Consider the following 13556-nt stretch of genomic DNA (forward strand, 5'->3'; position numbering starts at 1 on the left):
GAACCAGGGGGCGTGGTGAAGCATTCGGCGAGTGTTCTTGGCGTGGCGTTGTGGGCGGGCCTGTCGATGGCAGGGGCGGCGCGGGCCGCCGAGCCGGTCGACCTGGACATGGTGGCGAAGATCCGCAGCGAGGCGCTCCATCGCTCCCAGGCGGCCGCGAACCTCAAGGAGCTGACCGAGACCATCGGTCCCCGCCTGACCAATTCGCCCAACTACACGGCGGCCAGCGCGTGGGCGCGCGGCAAGCTGTCCGGCTGGGGACTCGCGAACGTGCATGACGAGGTGTACGACCCGGCCTTCGGCCGAGGCTGGGCCTTCCGTGCGTCCCGCGTCGAAATGCTGTCGCCGCGCCAGTTGCCGGTCCATGCGCTGCCCAAGGCTTGGACACGCGGTACCGACGGACCGGTCGAAGGCGAGGTCGTGCTGGCGTCGTTCAAGACGCTGGAAGACATCGGGAAGCAGCGCGGCAAGCTGCGCGGCCGCATCGTGCTGGTCGATGAAGCGCGCGCCTACAAGCCGTCCGACAAGAACGACTTCCGTCGCTACAGCGAGGCCGAGCTGGGCGAGCTGCAGACGTTTCCCATGCCGGAAGACGCCGCGCCCGACGCCCAGCAGAAGCGCCTCGACGAGTACCGCAAGCGGACTGCGCTGAGCAAGGCGCTGAACGAGTTCTTCGCCGAAGAGGGCGTGCTGGCCACGCTGTCGATCAGTTCGTGGGACAACGGCATCATCCGCGCGACCGGCGGTGGCGCACGCAAGGCCGGCGAACCGGTCGGCGTGACCGAGCTGGTGCTTCCCGCGGAGCACTACAACCCGCTGGTGCGTGCGGTGCAGGCCAAGCAACCGGTGCGCCTGCGCATCGACGTCGATTCTGCGTTCACCAGCGCAGAGGACCTGCCAGCCACCAACACCTTTGCCGAGATTCCCGGCAGCGGCAAGGCGGACGAGCTGGTCATCATCGGCGCACACCTGGATTCCTGGCACACGGGCACCGGCGCCAACGACAACGGCGCGGGCGTGGTCGTGATGATGGAGGCCATGCGCATCCTCAAGACGGTCGGTGCGAAACCGCGGCGCACGATCCGGCTGGCGTTGTGGGGCGGTGAGGAGCAGGGCTTGAACGGCTCGGCCGGGTACGTGGCCAGGCATCTGGCGGACTATCCCGCACCGACCGATCCGGAACAGAAGGCACTGCCGCGCGCTTACCAGCGAGGTACCGGCCCGCTGCAGCGCCAGCGTGGTTACGATCGGTTTTCGACTTACTTCAACTTCGACAACGGCACCGGGCGCATCCGCGGCATCTATGCGCAGGAAAACCATGCGGCGGTGCCGATCTTCAAGGCCTGGCTGGAACCGTTCAACGATCTCGGCGCCACCATCGTCACCACGCGCAACACCGGCAGCACCGACCACATTTCGTTCGACCGCGTCGGTTTGCCGGGATTCCAGTTCGTCCAGGATCCGGCGGACTACTTCACCCACGTCCACCACACGCATCTCGACACGTACGATCACGTGGTGCCGGAAGACCTGAAACAGGCCGCGGCCATCATCGCCTCGTTCGCGTACCACGCCGCCATGCGCGAGGAGCGCCTCCCACGCAAGCCTTTCATCGAGCGCGACGCGCCGTAGCGTGCGCTGCGCGCACGAACGCGTGGAATCCGGCAATGCGATGTCGTGCGCATGGCGCACGCTACGTCAGGCGAGGGTCTTGTCCTTGAACCGGCAAAGATCGCGGATAACGCATTGCGGGCAGTCCGGCTTGCGGGCCTTGCACACGTAGCGTCCGTGCAGGATCAGCCAATGGTGCGCATCCTGCATGAACTCAGCCGGCACCACCTTCACCAGCCGGTCCTCCACCGCACGCACGTCCTTGCCTGGCGCCAGTCCCGTGCGGTTCGAGACGCGGAAGATGTGGGTGTCCACGGCGATGGTGGGTTCACCGAACGCGGTGTTCATCACCACGTTGGCGGTCTTTCGTCCCACACCGGGCAGCGCTTCAAGTGCGGCTCGCGATCGCGGCACGTCGCCGCCGTGTTCGTCGATCAGGATGCGGCAGGTCGCGATGACGTTCTTCGCCTTGGCATTGAACAGACCGATGGTCGCGATGTAGTTCTTCAGTCCTTCTTCGCCCAGGGCGAGGATCGCGGCGGGCGTATTGGCGACGGGGAATAGCCGTCGCGTCGCCTTGTTCACGCCCACGTCCGTCGCCTGGGCAGATAGCGTCACCGCCACCAGCAGTTCGAACGGGGTGTTGTACTCCAGTTCCGTGGTCGGCTTCGGATTGAGTTCGCGAAGCCGTGAGAACAGCTCCACGACCTCGGCGCGGGTGAGCGTAGCGCTGCGCCGGGCTGCACGCGTCACGGCTTCATCCTTTCCGCCGCCTTCGCCTTCGCGCGGGCCAGGATCGCGGCGGCGCCTGAGGGCAGGGCAGGTCGCGCGACCTTGATGTCGCTGGCGACGTCGCTCACCTTCAATCGACGCGCCTCACGCTCCGCCGCGCGGCATGCCAGTCGCGCCTGACGTTGCCGGTAACGCGCCCTGGCGGCCCAGGCCGTCCGCAGCCGCTGCTGGGCCTGCAAGACAGCGGTGACTGCGTCGCCCGCGCAGTCGCACGGCTGGAACGCCATCAAGCCCGCCTCGATCGCGGCATCGACATCGTCGGCCATTAGGTGGGCGCGCAGGATGCGCGCGTGATCGCAGCTGGGGCAGGCGATGGCCGGCACGCGTGGTTCCCGCTTCAGCGACCGGTGAACGCAGGCTTGCGTCGTTCCATGAACGCACGCGTGCCTTCGCGCATGTCGTCGGTGGCGAACATCAGGCCGAACTGCGCGCTCTCGTACTGCAGGCCTTCCTCGATGCCGCATTCCCCGCCGATGTTGACGATGTCGAGCGTCGCCCGCAGCGCGAGCGGTGCGGAGGCGGCAAGCTGGGTCGCGATCTTCAGTGTCTCGGCGTCCAGTTCCGCGGCCGGCACCACGCGGGTAACGATACCCAACTGGAGCGCGCGCTCGGCCGTCACCGGCGCACCGAGCAGACACAATTCCAGCGTCGCCGAGCGCCCGGCCAGGCGCAGCAGCCGCTGGCTGCCGCCGAAGCCGGGGATCAGGCCCAGGTTGATTTCCGGTTGTCCCACTTTGGCGCTGTCCGCCGCGATGCGCAGGTGGCAGCCCATCGCCAGTTCGAGCCCTCCGCCGAGTGCGAAACCGTTGATCATGGCGATCACCGGCTTGGGCAAGGTTTCGATGGTGCGCATGAGTCGCTGGCCGCGCAGCGAGAAGTCGCGCCCGTCGGTCGCGCGCAGGTCGGCCATCTCCGCGATGTCCGCGCCCGCGACGAAGGCCTTGGGTCCCGCACCGGTGAGGACGACCACGCGGACGCCGGGATCGCGCGCGGCGTCGTCGAACGCCGCCTGCAGCGCGTCCAGCGTGGCCGCATTGAGGGCATTGAGTTTGTCTGGGCGATTGACGGTGAGGCGACGGACGCCGGCGTCATCGGCGACCAGGACAAGAGGTTCGGACATGGGTTTTTCGCGTCGATTTGTAAAATTTGGGTGAATTCGGAACTCCGCCCGCAGGGCCCGGTCTGAGCAGCCTGTCGTCAGTGGCGGTTAAGCGCCCCGGCGGCTATCCTAGCGCGTCCATTCCAGGCGGTATGCCGCCGTCGCCATATCGGAGAGTGTGTTGATGAAGTTGCGTTCGATTGCGGTCGCTGTTGCGGCATTCGCCATGGCCGGTAGCGCCCTGGCCCAAGACGTCTCGTCCGAGAAAGGCAAGCTGAGCTACTACTTCGGTTACGACTACGGCAACAACCTTGCCGAGCTGACCGCACGTGGCGAGCAGCTCGACATCAATTCCGTGGTGAAGGGCCTGCAGGACGCCTACGCCAAGAAGCAGCCGGCGCTCACGGCCGACCAGCTGAAGCCCGCGCTGGAAGCCTTCCAGAAGCGCGAGCAGTCGCGCGCCCAGCAGGCCAAGGCCGAGTACGACAAGGTCGCCGCCGAGAACAAGACGAAGAGCGACCAGTTCATCGGCACGTTCAAGGGCCAGGCGGGCGTGAAGACCCTGCCGAGCGGTGTCGCGTACAAGGTGCTGGAGAACGGCACCGGCGCCAAGCCGACCCAGGCGAGCACGGTGGAACTGCTGGTGTCGGGTCCGTATCCGTTCGGCCAGCGTCCGGCGGAAGCGCGTCCGGCGCAGCAGATGAAGGACCTGAAGGTCAGTGCGGTCGAGATGGCGGCGATGCGCGAAGCGCTGCTGCAGATGCCGGCCGGTTCCAAGTGGGAAATCGCGCTGCCGCCGGACAAGGCGTATGGCGCGGACCCGCGCACGGGCTTCCCCCCGAACGTGGCAGTCGTGTTCGAGATCAAGCTGGTCAGCGTCAAGTAATTCCAGCAGTCGCTACACCCTCTGCGCCGGCCTAGTGCCGGCGCAGTGCGTTTCCGCGCTGGGCGACGCATCGCGTTACCCTCCGCAGGTGCCAGAAGACATGACTACCGCATTCCGCGCCGTGCTCAGCCCCTGCATCGGCGTCTGTACGCTGGACAATGACGGGCTGTGCGAAGGTTGCCTCCGCACCACGGCCGAGATCGCGCGCTGGTCGCAGATGAACGATGACGAACGCCTGCATCTGATGGAACATGTGCTGCCCGCACGCGAGCAGGGTCGCGTGCCGCTCGAGCGTCGGCTGCGCGAGGGCGGCGATCTGCGCCGCGCCCTGCATCCGCTGGGTCAGGTGCCCCGTGCAGCCGGCTGGAACCATGGCGAACTGATCGACCTGCTCCCCCCCGGACCCCTGGCCGAAGCCGCGGTGCTGGCGGGCCTGGTGCCGCGAAAGGAGGGCACGCAGGTGGTGCTGACGCGCCGTACCGATGGCCTGCGCCATCACGGCGGACAGGTCAGTTTCCCCGGCGGACGCATCGAGCCGACGGATGCCGATGCCGTCGCTGCCGCGCTGCGCGAGAGCCACGAAGAGATCGCGCTGCCGGCATCGCAGGTCACGCCACTCGGCTTCCTCGATCCGTTCACCACGATCAGTGGATTCCGCGTGGTGCCGGTTGTCGCCCTGATCGATCCGGCCTTCGTGCCGGTGCCCGACCCCAACGAAGTGGCCGATGTCTTCGAGGTTCCGCTCGACTACCTGCTGTCGCCGGACAATCTGCGCCGTGTCGAAGTCGACTATCGCGGGCGCCGACGGGTAGTGCTCGAATACGCATGGCCGGGACAGCGCATCTGGGGCGCGACGGCGGCCATTCTCTTCAACCTGCGGCAACGGCTGGAGCAGCTCGAATGAACTGGACGACCCTCGTCGACGCGTCTTCCCTGTCCGCCGTGCTCGGCGATCCGCGCTTGAAGCTGGTGGATGCGCGCTTCGTGATGCTCAACGCCGCGCCCGATGCGGGACGCGAGGCCTACCTCGCATCGCACCTCCCGGGTGCCGTCTACGCCGATCTCAATCACGATCTCTCCGACCTTTCTAAGACGGGAGAGGGACGGCATCCGCTGCCCGACAGCGATGCCTTCGCGCGCACGCTGGGGGCGTGGGGAATCGGACCCGGGCACCAGGTGGTGGTGTACGACGCGGGCGACGGCAGCATGGCCGCGGCACGCCTGTGGTGGCTGTTGAAGGTGATGGGGCATGAGCGCGTCGCCGTGCTCGACGGTGGCCTGGCTGCATGGCGTGCTTTCGGTGGCGCGGAAACGGCCGATCTCGCGCCGGTGGCATCGGAGGCGCCGTACCCGTCGCACTTCGACACGCGTCGGCTCGCCAGCGCGGATGAAGTGACCGCGCGCCTGGGCGAAGCCAGCGGCTGGCTGTTCGACGCGCGCGCGGCAGAACGCTTCCGTGGGGATGTCGAGCCGATCGATCCGGTCGCCGGGCACGTGCCCGGCGCCCTCAATCGGCCGTTCGCACAGAACCTGCACGATGGCCGTTTCAGGCCTGCGGAAGCGCTGCGCACGGAGCTTGCTGCTTTACTGGGCACGCGCGCCGCCAGCGACAGCGTGCTGATGTGCGGCTCCGGCGTGACGGCCTGCCACCTGCTGCTCGCCTTCGAGCATGCCGGCCTGCATGGCGCCCGGATCTATCCCGGCTCGTGGAGTGGCTGGATCAGCGATCCGTCGCGTCCCGTCGCACGCGGCGACTGACGCGACCCCCGCTTCACGTCACTTCTTCAGTTTTTCCACCAGCGCCTGCAGGGCTGCCTGCGTATCGGGCGCATGCCAGGCATCGACGAAGCGCTCCAACTGGATCAACGACGGATCGAGTGCCTCGACCAGATCGCGACGGGCGAGGGTGCGGGTCTGCAGCATCGGGTGATGTGGCAGCCGCATCAATTGCTGCAGCCAGGCGATGGAACGCGCCGTGACGTTGTCCTGTTCGACGAGTTCATCGACCAGTCCGATCTCCAGCGCCCGCTCGGCCGGCACCATTTCGCCCGCGACCAGCAACCGCTCCGCGCGGTAGGAACCGACGACGCGGCGCATCAGCCGCTGGATGCCTTCCGGCACCACCAGGCCCACCTGGGTTTCGTTGAGCCCGAGTGCGAACGGGCGCGCTGGATCCGCGCTGCGGGCCATCACCCGGTAGTCGCAGCACAGCGCCAGCACGCAGCCGCCTGCGGGTGCGTGCCCGGTGAGAGCAGCCACTACGGGGACACGTGACTCGGCCAGCGTGCGCGCTGCACCGAAGAAGGCTTGCCAGGCGTCCAGCAGCGCATGGCGGTTGTCGCCGAGCGACAGCAGGTAGGGCACGTCCATGCCGGCGGAGAATATTCTGGGATTGCCTGCCAGTACGATGCCGCGCGCGCCTTGGTCCAGCGCGGCGTTGAGCGCATCGATCAGCGCACGGCACAGCTCGGTGTTGAGGGCATTGACCGGTGCGCGCGCCAGTCGGATCTCGCGGATGTCGCCGTGGTCGATGGTCTCGATGAGTCCGGTCGTCATTCATCCTCTCCCTGAAGCCAGGCCGGTATCATAGGCGCATGAACCATCGCATCGGAATGATCGGCCTCTCGGCCCTGTTGATGTCGTGCCTGGGCACCGTCCATGCGGCCGAGTGCGTGCCCGTCGCCAAGGCGGCATGGGTGCGCCTGCCGCCGGTCGCGATGCCGATGATGGCCGGCTTCGTGCGAATCGAGAATCCATGCAGGACGCCGGTCAGTATCGTCGGCGCGGAAAGCCTGGTTTTCCAGGATGTGTCCTTGCACGAAACGCGCGAAGAGAACGGCGTCAGCCGCATGCGCGAAGTGACCGCGCTACCCGTCGCTCCGGGCAAGGCCGTCGAGCTGAAGCCGGGCGGGTTGCACTTGATGCTGCATGGCGCATACCAGTCGTTGGTGGCGGGCGAGAGGCCCGTGATCACGCTGAAGCTGGCCGATGGCCGTTCGCTGCCGGTGGTGTTCGAGGTGCGCAAGAGCGCCCCCTGATATCCGCGGAATGTGGTGTGGGAGCGACGTAAGTCGCGAGTTTTCCCCGAGGCTGAAAGAAGAGCTCGCGACTTACGTCGCTCCCGCAACGCTCTCCGCGGTTACTCTGACGCCGCGCGGATCGCCGCCGGCAGCGCCGCGCTCTGGCCGGTCTGCGTATCCATCCAGACCACTACGACATTGCCGTCCGAATACAGCACGCTATCGTCCTTGGCCGACACGATGCGATGGCCGATGGTGACGCTGCTGGTGCCCAGCCGGTCGACGTAGAGCTCTACCACCACGTCGTTCGGCCACGTCAGGGGGCGCTTGTAGTTGATGTTGTTGGCGGCCACGACGGGGGCGATGCGGTCGGTCATCGACACGTCCGGCACGGTCAGCATCCAGCGTACGCGCGCTTCTTCCAGATACGAGATGTACTTGGCGTTGTTGACGTGGCCCATGCTGTCCATGTCGCGCCAGCGCACGCTGATCGGAATCTTCGCCAGCAGCTTGCGGCCGGTATCGTGGGTGTCGCTCATCGGGCGGCCTTCTTCGTGGTGGACTTGGCGGTCTTCTTGGTGGCGGACTTGCGCGGCGGCAGGACGTCGGGCTTCGCGACGGCCGCAGGTTTGGTCGGCTTCGGCGCCTTGGCGGTGGGCAGCAGTTTGGCGAGGAAGCGACCCGTGTGCGAATCCGCATGCGCGGCAATGTCCTCGGGCGTGCCCGTCGCGAGGATCTGCCCTCCCCGGTGACCGCCTTCAGGCCCCAGGTCCACGACCCAGTCCGCGGTCTTGATGACATCCAGGTTGTGTTCGATCACCACGATGGTGTTGCCCTCGTCGCGCAGCTTGTGCAGCACGGCGAGCAAGTGCTCTATGTCGTGGAAGTGCAGGCCCGTGGTCGGCTCGTCGAGGATGTACAGCGTGCGTCCCGTATCGCGGCGCGAAAGCTCCTTCGACAGTTTCACGCGCTGGGCTTCGCCGCCCGACAGCGTGGTCGCGCTCTGGCCGAGCTTGATGTAGCTCAGGCCGACATCCACCAGCGTTTCCAGCTTGCGGGCGATCGACGGCACCGGCTCGAACAGGGTCAGGGCGTCCTCGACCGTCATCTCCAGCACATCGTTGATGTTGTAGCCCTTGTAGAGGATCTCCAGCGTCTCGCGGTTGTAGCGCTTGCCGTGGCAGACGTCGCAGGGCACGTACACGTCCGGCAGGAAGTGCATTTCGACCTTGATCAGGCCGTCGCCCTGGCAGGCTTCGCAGCGACCGCCCCGCACATTGAAGCTGAAGCGGCCCGGCGAGTAGCCGCGCGCGCGCGCTTCCGGCACCTGCGCATACAGTTCGCGCAGCGGCGTGAACAGGCCGGTGTAAGTCGCGGGATTGGAACGCGGCGTGCGCCCGATCGGCGACTGGTCGATGTCGACGACCTTGTCGAACAGGTCCAGTCCCGTCACTTCGCGGTACGGTGCCGGCTTGTGCGAGGCTCCGTTGATCTCGTTGGCGGCGAGCGAATACAGCGTGTCGTTGATCAGTGTCGACTTCCCTGAACCCGATACGCCGGTGATGCACGTGAACAGGCCGGACGGAATGTCCAGGTCTACGTCCTTCAGGTTGTTGCCGGTGGCGCCACGCAGGTGCAGCGTCATCTTCGGGTTGGCCTTGTGGCGGGCCTTGGGCACCTCGATCCGACGCCTGCCGGAAAGGTACTGGCCGGTGAGCGAGCGCGGTGCTTCCAGCAGGTCCTGGAGCGTTCCCTGTCCGACGATCTCGCCCCCGTGCACACCAGCGCCCGGGCCGATGTCGAGCACGTAGTCGGCCAGGCGGATCGCGTCCTCGTCGTGCTCCACCACGATCACCGTGTTGCCCAGGTCGCGCAGGCGCGTCAGCGTGCCGAGCAGGCGCTCGTTGTCGCGCTGGTGCAGGCCGATGCTGGGCTCGTCGAGCACGTACATCACGCCCACCAGGCCCGCACCGATCTGCGATGCGAGTCGGATGCGCTGCGCCTCGCCGCCGGACAAGGTGTCGGCCTTGCGCTCCAGCGTCAGGTAATCCAGGCCGACGTCGACCAGGAACCCGAGGCGCTCCGCGATTTCCTTCACGATCTTCGCGGCGATCTCGCCGCGCCAGCCCGGCAGATCGAGACCGCGGAAGAACGCCAGCGCTTCGTCGACCGGCAGCACCACCAGCGACGGCAGCGGACGGTCGGCGACGAACACGTTGCGCGCGGACTTGTTGAGGCGCGCGCCCTGGCAGTCGGGGCAGGGCCGGTCGCTGATGTACTTCGCCAGCTCCTCGCGCACCGCGGGCGATTCGGTCTCGCGGTAACGGCGCTCCAGGTTCGGCACGATGCCTTCGAAGCGGTGCTTGCGCTGCGTGCGTCCGCCCGATTCGGTGAGGTAGGTGAAGGTGATGACGTCTTCGCCGCTGCCGTACAGCACGGCCTGTTGCACCTTGGCGGGCAGCGACTGCCAGGGCGCATCGGTGTCGAACTGGTAATGCTTGGCCAGCGAGGCGATCAGCTGGAAATAGTACGCATTGCGGCGATCCCAGCCGCGCACGGCGCCGGCGGCCAGCGACAGTTCCGGATGCACGACCACGCGCGAGGGATCGAAGAACTGCGCCACGCCCAGGCCGTCGCAGGTCGGGCAGGCGCCGACCGGCGAATTGAACGAGAACAGGCGCGGCTCCAGTTCCGGCAGCGAGTAGTCGCAGACCGGGCAGGAGTACTTCGACGAGAACAGCAGCGGTGCGGTTTCCGGTTGGTCCAGGGACATCACCTGCGCCATGCCGTCGCCCAGCTTCAGCGCGGTCTCGAAGCTCTCCGCCAGGCGCTGCTTGAGGTCCTCGCGCGGCCGGAAGCGGTCGATCACTGCCTCGATGGTGTGTTTCTGGCGCAGCGCCAGCGCGGGGACGGCGTCGATCTCGTACAGCTCGCCGTCCACGCGCACGCGCACGAAACCCTGCGCGCGCAACTGGTCGAACACCTGCGCATGCTCGCCCTTGCGCTCGCGGATCACCGGCGCCAGCAGCATGTAGCGCTGCTCGCCGTCGAGCGCCAGCACCTGGTCGACCATCTGGCTGACGGTCTGGGCTTCCAGCGGATAACCGTGGTCCGGGCAGCGCGGCAGGCCGACACGTGCGTACAGGAGGCGCAGATAGTCGTAGATCTCGGTGATCGTGCCGACGGTGGAGCGCGGGTTGTGGCTGGTGGATTTCTGCTCGATCGAGATCGCCGGAGACAGGCCTTCGATGTGGTCCACATCGGGCTTTTCCATCACCGACAGGAACTGCCGCGCGTACGCCGACAGCGATTCCACGTAGCGGCGTTGGCCCTCGGCGTAGATGGTGTCGAACGCCAGCGATGACTTGCCGGAACCGGACAGGCCGGTGATCACGATCAGCTTGTCGCGCGGCAGGTCGAGATCGATGTTCTTGAGGTTGTGGGTACGGGCTCCGCGGATGCGGATGAAGTCCATGGCCATCGGGTGGGGGATCCGGAAGCGAACAAGGAAGCGTAGCGATCTGCCTAGGTGGGGGCAAATACCGCCATTGCCAGCGAAACGAGGGGGAAGGGTAGGTGGGCAGTCAGCATGGGCACTCACGGGCTCCGTGCGGGGCAGCCGCTAGGAGGTCATCGGGCGATGTCGCAGCGCCGTCCTCCCGGCGCATCCAAGTGGCTGAGTTACAAGGGAATGCGATGCCATCGTGCAGGGCGGAGGGGAAGCGGGACCCGCCAGCATGGGCGTCCATGCGGACAGTTCCGGTCCGCAAAGCGCGAGCGGATGGCCGCGCGCCTCGCGACGCCGGGGTCGGTTGACCGTAACCCCATGAATCCACTAGAATTCCGCTTCTGTTCGCCCTCGATGGCGGGCAGGCTCCAGAAAATAACTACAGAAACCAAGGAATCCACATGTACGCAGTCGTAGTCACGGGCGGTAAGCAGTACCGCGTGATGAAGGGCGAGACGCTCCGCGTCGAGAAGCTCGAAGCCGAAGCCGGCAATGAGCTCACCTTCGACAACATCCTGATGCTGGGCGATGGCGAGACTATCAGCCTGGGTGACGCCCTGAAGGGCGCCACGGTCACCGCGAAGGTCGTCGGCCATGGCCGCGCCGACAAGGTGCGCATCATCAAGTTCCGCCGCCGCAAGCACCACATGAAGCGTCAGGGTCACCGGCAGCACTACACCGAAATCGAAATCACCGGCATCAACAAGTAAGGAGAAGCAGTCATGGCACATAAAAAGGGCGTAGGCTCATCGCGCAACGGCCGCGACTCCAACCCGAAGATGCTGGGCGTCAAGGTGTTTGGTGGCCAGGCGATCGACGCGGGCAACATCATCATCCGCCAGCGCGGCACCCAGTTCCATCCGGGTCCGGGCGTCGGCCTGGGCCGCGACCACACGCTGTTCGCGCTGGTCGACGGCAAGGTCGAGTTCTCGATCAAGGGCGCCAAGAAGCGCCGTACCGTGAGCGTGGTGACGGAAGCCTGAGGCTTTCGCACACGTCGAGCGAAGGGCCCCGCCGCGTGCGGGGCTTTTCGTTTCGAGGCCCGGCAATGACCGGGCAGCGCACCCGCTTCTCCACTCTCCACTCCCGAACCCCCACTCCCGGCTCTCATGAAACTCGTAGACGAAGCAGAAATCCTGGTCGGCGCCGGCAACGGCGGCAACGGTTGCGTGGGCTTCCGTCGCGAGAAGTTCATTCCGCTGGGCGGACCGGACGGGGGTGATGGCGGCAACGGCGGCAGCGTCTGGCTGCAGGCCGACGAGAACCTCAATACGCTGGTCGACTTCCGCCACCAGACCCAGTTCCGCGCCCAGCGTGGCGAGAACGGCATGGGTCGGCAGATGTACGGCAAGGCGGGCGACGACCTGACCATCACCGTTCCGGTCGGCACGGTCGTCACCAATGTCAGTACCGATGAAGTCATCGGCGACCTGACCCAGCACGGCGACCGCCTGCTGGTCGCCAAGGGCGGCAAGGGCGGCCTTGGCAACATGCATTTCAAGAGCTCGATCACCCGTGCGCCGCGCAAGGCCACGCCGGGCGAGGAGGGTGAAGAGCGCCTGCTGAAGCTGGAGCTCAAGCTGCTGGCCGATGTCGGGCTGCTGGGCTTCCCCAATGCCGGCAAGAGCACCTTCATCCGGGCGGTGTCGGCGGCGACGCCGAAGGTGGCCGACTATCCGTTCACCACGCTGTACCCGAATCTCGGCGTCGTCAGCGTGGAAGCGCATCGCAGCTTCGTGATCGCCGACATTCCGGGGCTGATCGAGGGGGCCGCCGACGGTGCCGGCCTGGGCGCGACGTTCCTGCGCCACCTGCAGCGCACGCGCCTGCTGCTGCACCTGGTGGACATGGCGCCGATGGAAGGCGGCGTCGAGGACGTCGATCCGGTCGAACAGGTCCGCGCCATCGAGCGCGAGCTGGAAAAGCACGACCCGGAGCTGTTGCAGAAGCCACGCTGGCTGGTGCTCAACAAGGCCGACCTGATGTTCGAGGACGAGGCGAAAGAGCGCGCTGCCGAGATCATCGCCAGCCTGGGCTGGACACAGCCCTGGTACCAGGTGTCCGCCATCTCCCGCGAGGGCACCTGGCCGATCATGAAGGACGTGATGGCGTTCTTCGATCGGCAGAAGGAAGAGGCAGACGAGGCCGCCCGCGAGGGTTAAGGATGATGTTCGAAACCCGCCGGAAGGCGGGTTCTTCGTCTGCACGCCGCGCGGGTCGTGCGCGGCGCGCAGGCAAAAAGAAACCCGCCTTTCGGCGGGTTTCCGTGTCTTCGCGTTGCGTACCGCCGTGAATCAGGCCGCTTGCAGCGCCTTGATGCGGGCGTTCAGGCGGCTCTTGTGGCGGGCAGCCTTGTTCTTGTGGATCAGGCCGCGCGAGCTGAGGCGGTCGAGGATCGGCTGGGCCGAGACGAACGCGGCCTGGGCGCCGGCGGCGTCATTGGCGTCGAGCGCCTTCAGGACCTTCTTGACGGCGGTGCGCAGCATCGAACGCTGACCGGCGTTGCGCGCATTGCGCACGACGGTCTGCTTGGCGCGCTTCTTGGCGGACTTGATATTGGCCACGGTGGGATTCCTGGTGAATACCTGAGAGAATTCAGGGGGTGAACGGAAGACGGGTAAATTGAGCCGGAAATTATGG

The 13556-nt window shown here is 66.6% G+C and carries 15 protein-coding genes; 8 read left to right on the plus strand and 7 right to left on the minus strand.

Annotated elements, in window-relative coordinates; genetic code table 11:
* The first annotated feature begins 66 nt into the window (after positions 1–66).
* Positions 67–1632 carry a M20/M25/M40 family metallo-hydrolase gene (locus CYU89_RS09525; protein ID WP_296280667.1) on the plus strand — a complete coding sequence of 522 codons (1566 nt, stop codon included), beginning with the start codon at positions 67–69 and terminating at the stop codon, positions 1630–1632.
* A gap of 66 nt (positions 1633–1698) precedes the next feature.
* On the opposite strand, the gene nth is transcribed toward CYU89_RS09525, so the two are convergent.
* From nth to CYU89_RS09540, 3 genes are all read right to left on the minus strand, one after another.
* Entirely contained in the window at positions 1699–2364 is a 666-nt protein-coding gene (gene nth / locus CYU89_RS09530) for an endonuclease III (RefSeq protein WP_296280437.1), read from the minus strand.
* Positions 2361–2669 (minus strand): hypothetical protein, encoded by a 309-nt coding sequence (locus CYU89_RS09535; RefSeq protein WP_296280669.1) that lies wholly within the window; start codon positions 2667–2669, stop codon positions 2361–2363. Before CYU89_RS09535 ends, nth begins: the two co-directional genes overlap by 4 nt.
* Positions 2670–2740: 71 nt before the next feature.
* Positions 2741–3523, minus strand: coding sequence for an enoyl-CoA hydratase-related protein (locus CYU89_RS09540; protein ID WP_296280438.1), 783 nt, complete (start codon positions 3521–3523; stop codon positions 2741–2743).
* A 163-nt stretch (positions 3524–3686) separates the two neighbouring features.
* On the opposite strand from CYU89_RS09540, the gene CYU89_RS09545 reads away from it, so the two are divergent.
* The 3 genes from CYU89_RS09545 to CYU89_RS09555 all read left to right on the plus strand — a co-directional run bounded on the left by CYU89_RS09545 (position 3687) and on the right by CYU89_RS09555 (position 6146).
* Positions 3687–4388: an FKBP-type peptidyl-prolyl cis-trans isomerase N-terminal domain-containing protein gene (locus tag CYU89_RS09545; protein ID WP_296280440.1), complete on the plus strand. Its 702-nt coding sequence runs from the start codon at positions 3687–3689 to the stop codon at positions 4386–4388.
* Between the two features lie 100 nt (positions 4389–4488).
* On the plus strand, positions 4489–5292 hold the full coding sequence (locus tag CYU89_RS09550) for a CoA pyrophosphatase (protein WP_296280441.1): 804 nt from the start codon (positions 4489–4491) through the stop codon (positions 5290–5292).
* Positions 5289–6146, plus strand: coding sequence for a sulfurtransferase (locus CYU89_RS09555; RefSeq protein WP_296280442.1), 858 nt, complete (start codon positions 5289–5291; stop codon positions 6144–6146). The genes CYU89_RS09550 and CYU89_RS09555 overlap by 4 nt, the downstream gene beginning before the upstream one ends.
* An 18-nt stretch (positions 6147–6164) precedes the next feature.
* On the opposite strand, the gene CYU89_RS09560 is transcribed toward CYU89_RS09555, so the two are convergent.
* Positions 6165–6944, minus strand: a complete 780-nt coding sequence (locus tag CYU89_RS09560; protein WP_296280444.1) for an enoyl-CoA hydratase/isomerase family protein — start codon at positions 6942–6944, stop codon at positions 6165–6167.
* Positions 6945–6982: 38 nt separating this feature from the next.
* Here CYU89_RS09560 and CYU89_RS09565 point away from each other — a divergent pair, with 38 nt between their 5' ends.
* Complete coding sequence (locus CYU89_RS09565) at positions 6983–7426, plus strand: copper chaperone PCu(A)C (protein ID WP_296280445.1); 444 nt, start codon at positions 6983–6985, stop codon at positions 7424–7426.
* A 101-nt stretch (positions 7427–7527) separates the two neighbouring features.
* On the opposite strand, the gene CYU89_RS09570 is transcribed toward CYU89_RS09565, so the two are convergent.
* Positions 7528–7947 carry a thioesterase family protein gene (locus tag CYU89_RS09570; RefSeq protein WP_296280446.1) on the minus strand — a complete coding sequence of 140 codons (420 nt, stop codon included), beginning with the start codon at positions 7945–7947 and terminating at the stop codon, positions 7528–7530.
* Positions 7944–10889: an excinuclease ABC subunit UvrA gene (gene uvrA / locus CYU89_RS09575; protein ID WP_296280447.1), complete on the minus strand. Its 2946-nt coding sequence runs from the start codon at positions 10887–10889 to the stop codon at positions 7944–7946. Before uvrA ends, CYU89_RS09570 begins: the two co-directional genes overlap by 4 nt.
* Positions 10890–11317: 428 nt before the next feature.
* On the opposite strand from uvrA, the gene rplU reads away from it, so the two are divergent.
* From rplU to cgtA, 3 genes are all read left to right on the plus strand, one after another.
* Entirely contained in the window at positions 11318–11626 is a 309-nt protein-coding gene (gene rplU, locus CYU89_RS09580; RefSeq protein WP_055935657.1) for a 50S ribosomal protein L21, read from the plus strand.
* Between the two features lie 12 nt (positions 11627–11638).
* The gene (gene rpmA / locus CYU89_RS09585) at positions 11639–11899 is read left to right on the plus strand and encodes a 50S ribosomal protein L27 (RefSeq protein WP_142123858.1); all 261 of its coding nucleotides are present in this window, start codon (positions 11639–11641) and stop codon (positions 11897–11899) included.
* A 126-nt stretch (positions 11900–12025) separates the two neighbouring features.
* Complete coding sequence (gene cgtA, locus CYU89_RS09590; protein ID WP_296280458.1) at positions 12026–13078, plus strand: Obg family GTPase CgtA; 1053 nt, start codon at positions 12026–12028, stop codon at positions 13076–13078.
* Between the two features lie 132 nt (positions 13079–13210).
* On the opposite strand, the gene rpsT is transcribed toward cgtA, so the two are convergent.
* The gene (gene rpsT / locus CYU89_RS09595; RefSeq protein ID WP_062355047.1) at positions 13211–13480 is read right to left on the minus strand and encodes a 30S ribosomal protein S20; all 270 of its coding nucleotides are present in this window, start codon (positions 13478–13480) and stop codon (positions 13211–13213) included.
* Between the last annotated feature and the right edge of the window lie 76 nt (positions 13481–13556).

Origin of the sequence: Pseudoxanthomonas sp. (assembly GCF_002863005.1) — a bacterium.
Classification (GTDB): domain Bacteria; phylum Pseudomonadota; class Gammaproteobacteria; order Xanthomonadales; family Xanthomonadaceae; genus Pseudoxanthomonas_A.

What these genes read in the sequence shown, in the direction of transcription:
- CYU89_RS09525 (WP_296280667.1), top strand. Translation starts at nt 67, where the DNA reads ATGGCAGGGGCGGCGCGGGCCGCCGAGCCGGTCGACCTGGACATGGTG.
- CYU89_RS09535 (WP_296280669.1), bottom strand. Translation starts at nt 2,669, where the DNA reads ATGGCCGACGATGTCGATGCCGCGATCGAGGCGGGCTTGATGGCGTTC.
- CYU89_RS09540 (WP_296280438.1), bottom strand. Translation starts at nt 3,523, where the DNA reads ATGTCCGAACCTCTTGTCCTGGTCGCCGATGACGCCGGCGTCCGTCGC.
- CYU89_RS09545 (WP_296280440.1), top strand. Translation starts at nt 3,687, where the DNA reads ATGAAGTTGCGTTCGATTGCGGTCGCTGTTGCGGCATTCGCCATGGCC.
- CYU89_RS09550 (WP_296280441.1), top strand. Translation starts at nt 4,489, where the DNA reads ATGACTACCGCATTCCGCGCCGTGCTCAGCCCCTGCATCGGCGTCTGT.
- CYU89_RS09555 (WP_296280442.1), top strand. Translation starts at nt 5,289, where the DNA reads ATGAACTGGACGACCCTCGTCGACGCGTCTTCCCTGTCCGCCGTGCTC.
- CYU89_RS09560 (WP_296280444.1), bottom strand. Translation starts at nt 6,944, where the DNA reads ATGACGACCGGACTCATCGAGACCATCGACCACGGCGACATCCGCGAG.
- CYU89_RS09565 (WP_296280445.1), top strand. Translation starts at nt 6,983, where the DNA reads ATGAACCATCGCATCGGAATGATCGGCCTCTCGGCCCTGTTGATGTCG.
- CYU89_RS09570 (WP_296280446.1), bottom strand. Translation starts at nt 7,947, where the DNA reads ATGAGCGACACCCACGATACCGGCCGCAAGCTGCTGGCGAAGATTCCG.
- uvrA (WP_296280447.1), bottom strand. Translation starts at nt 10,889, where the DNA reads ATGGCCATGGACTTCATCCGCATCCGCGGAGCCCGTACCCACAACCTC.
- rplU (WP_055935657.1), top strand. Translation starts at nt 11,318, where the DNA reads ATGTACGCAGTCGTAGTCACGGGCGGTAAGCAGTACCGCGTGATGAAG.
- rpmA (WP_142123858.1), top strand. Translation starts at nt 11,639, where the DNA reads ATGGCACATAAAAAGGGCGTAGGCTCATCGCGCAACGGCCGCGACTCC.
- cgtA (WP_296280458.1), top strand. Translation starts at nt 12,026, where the DNA reads ATGAAACTCGTAGACGAAGCAGAAATCCTGGTCGGCGCCGGCAACGGC.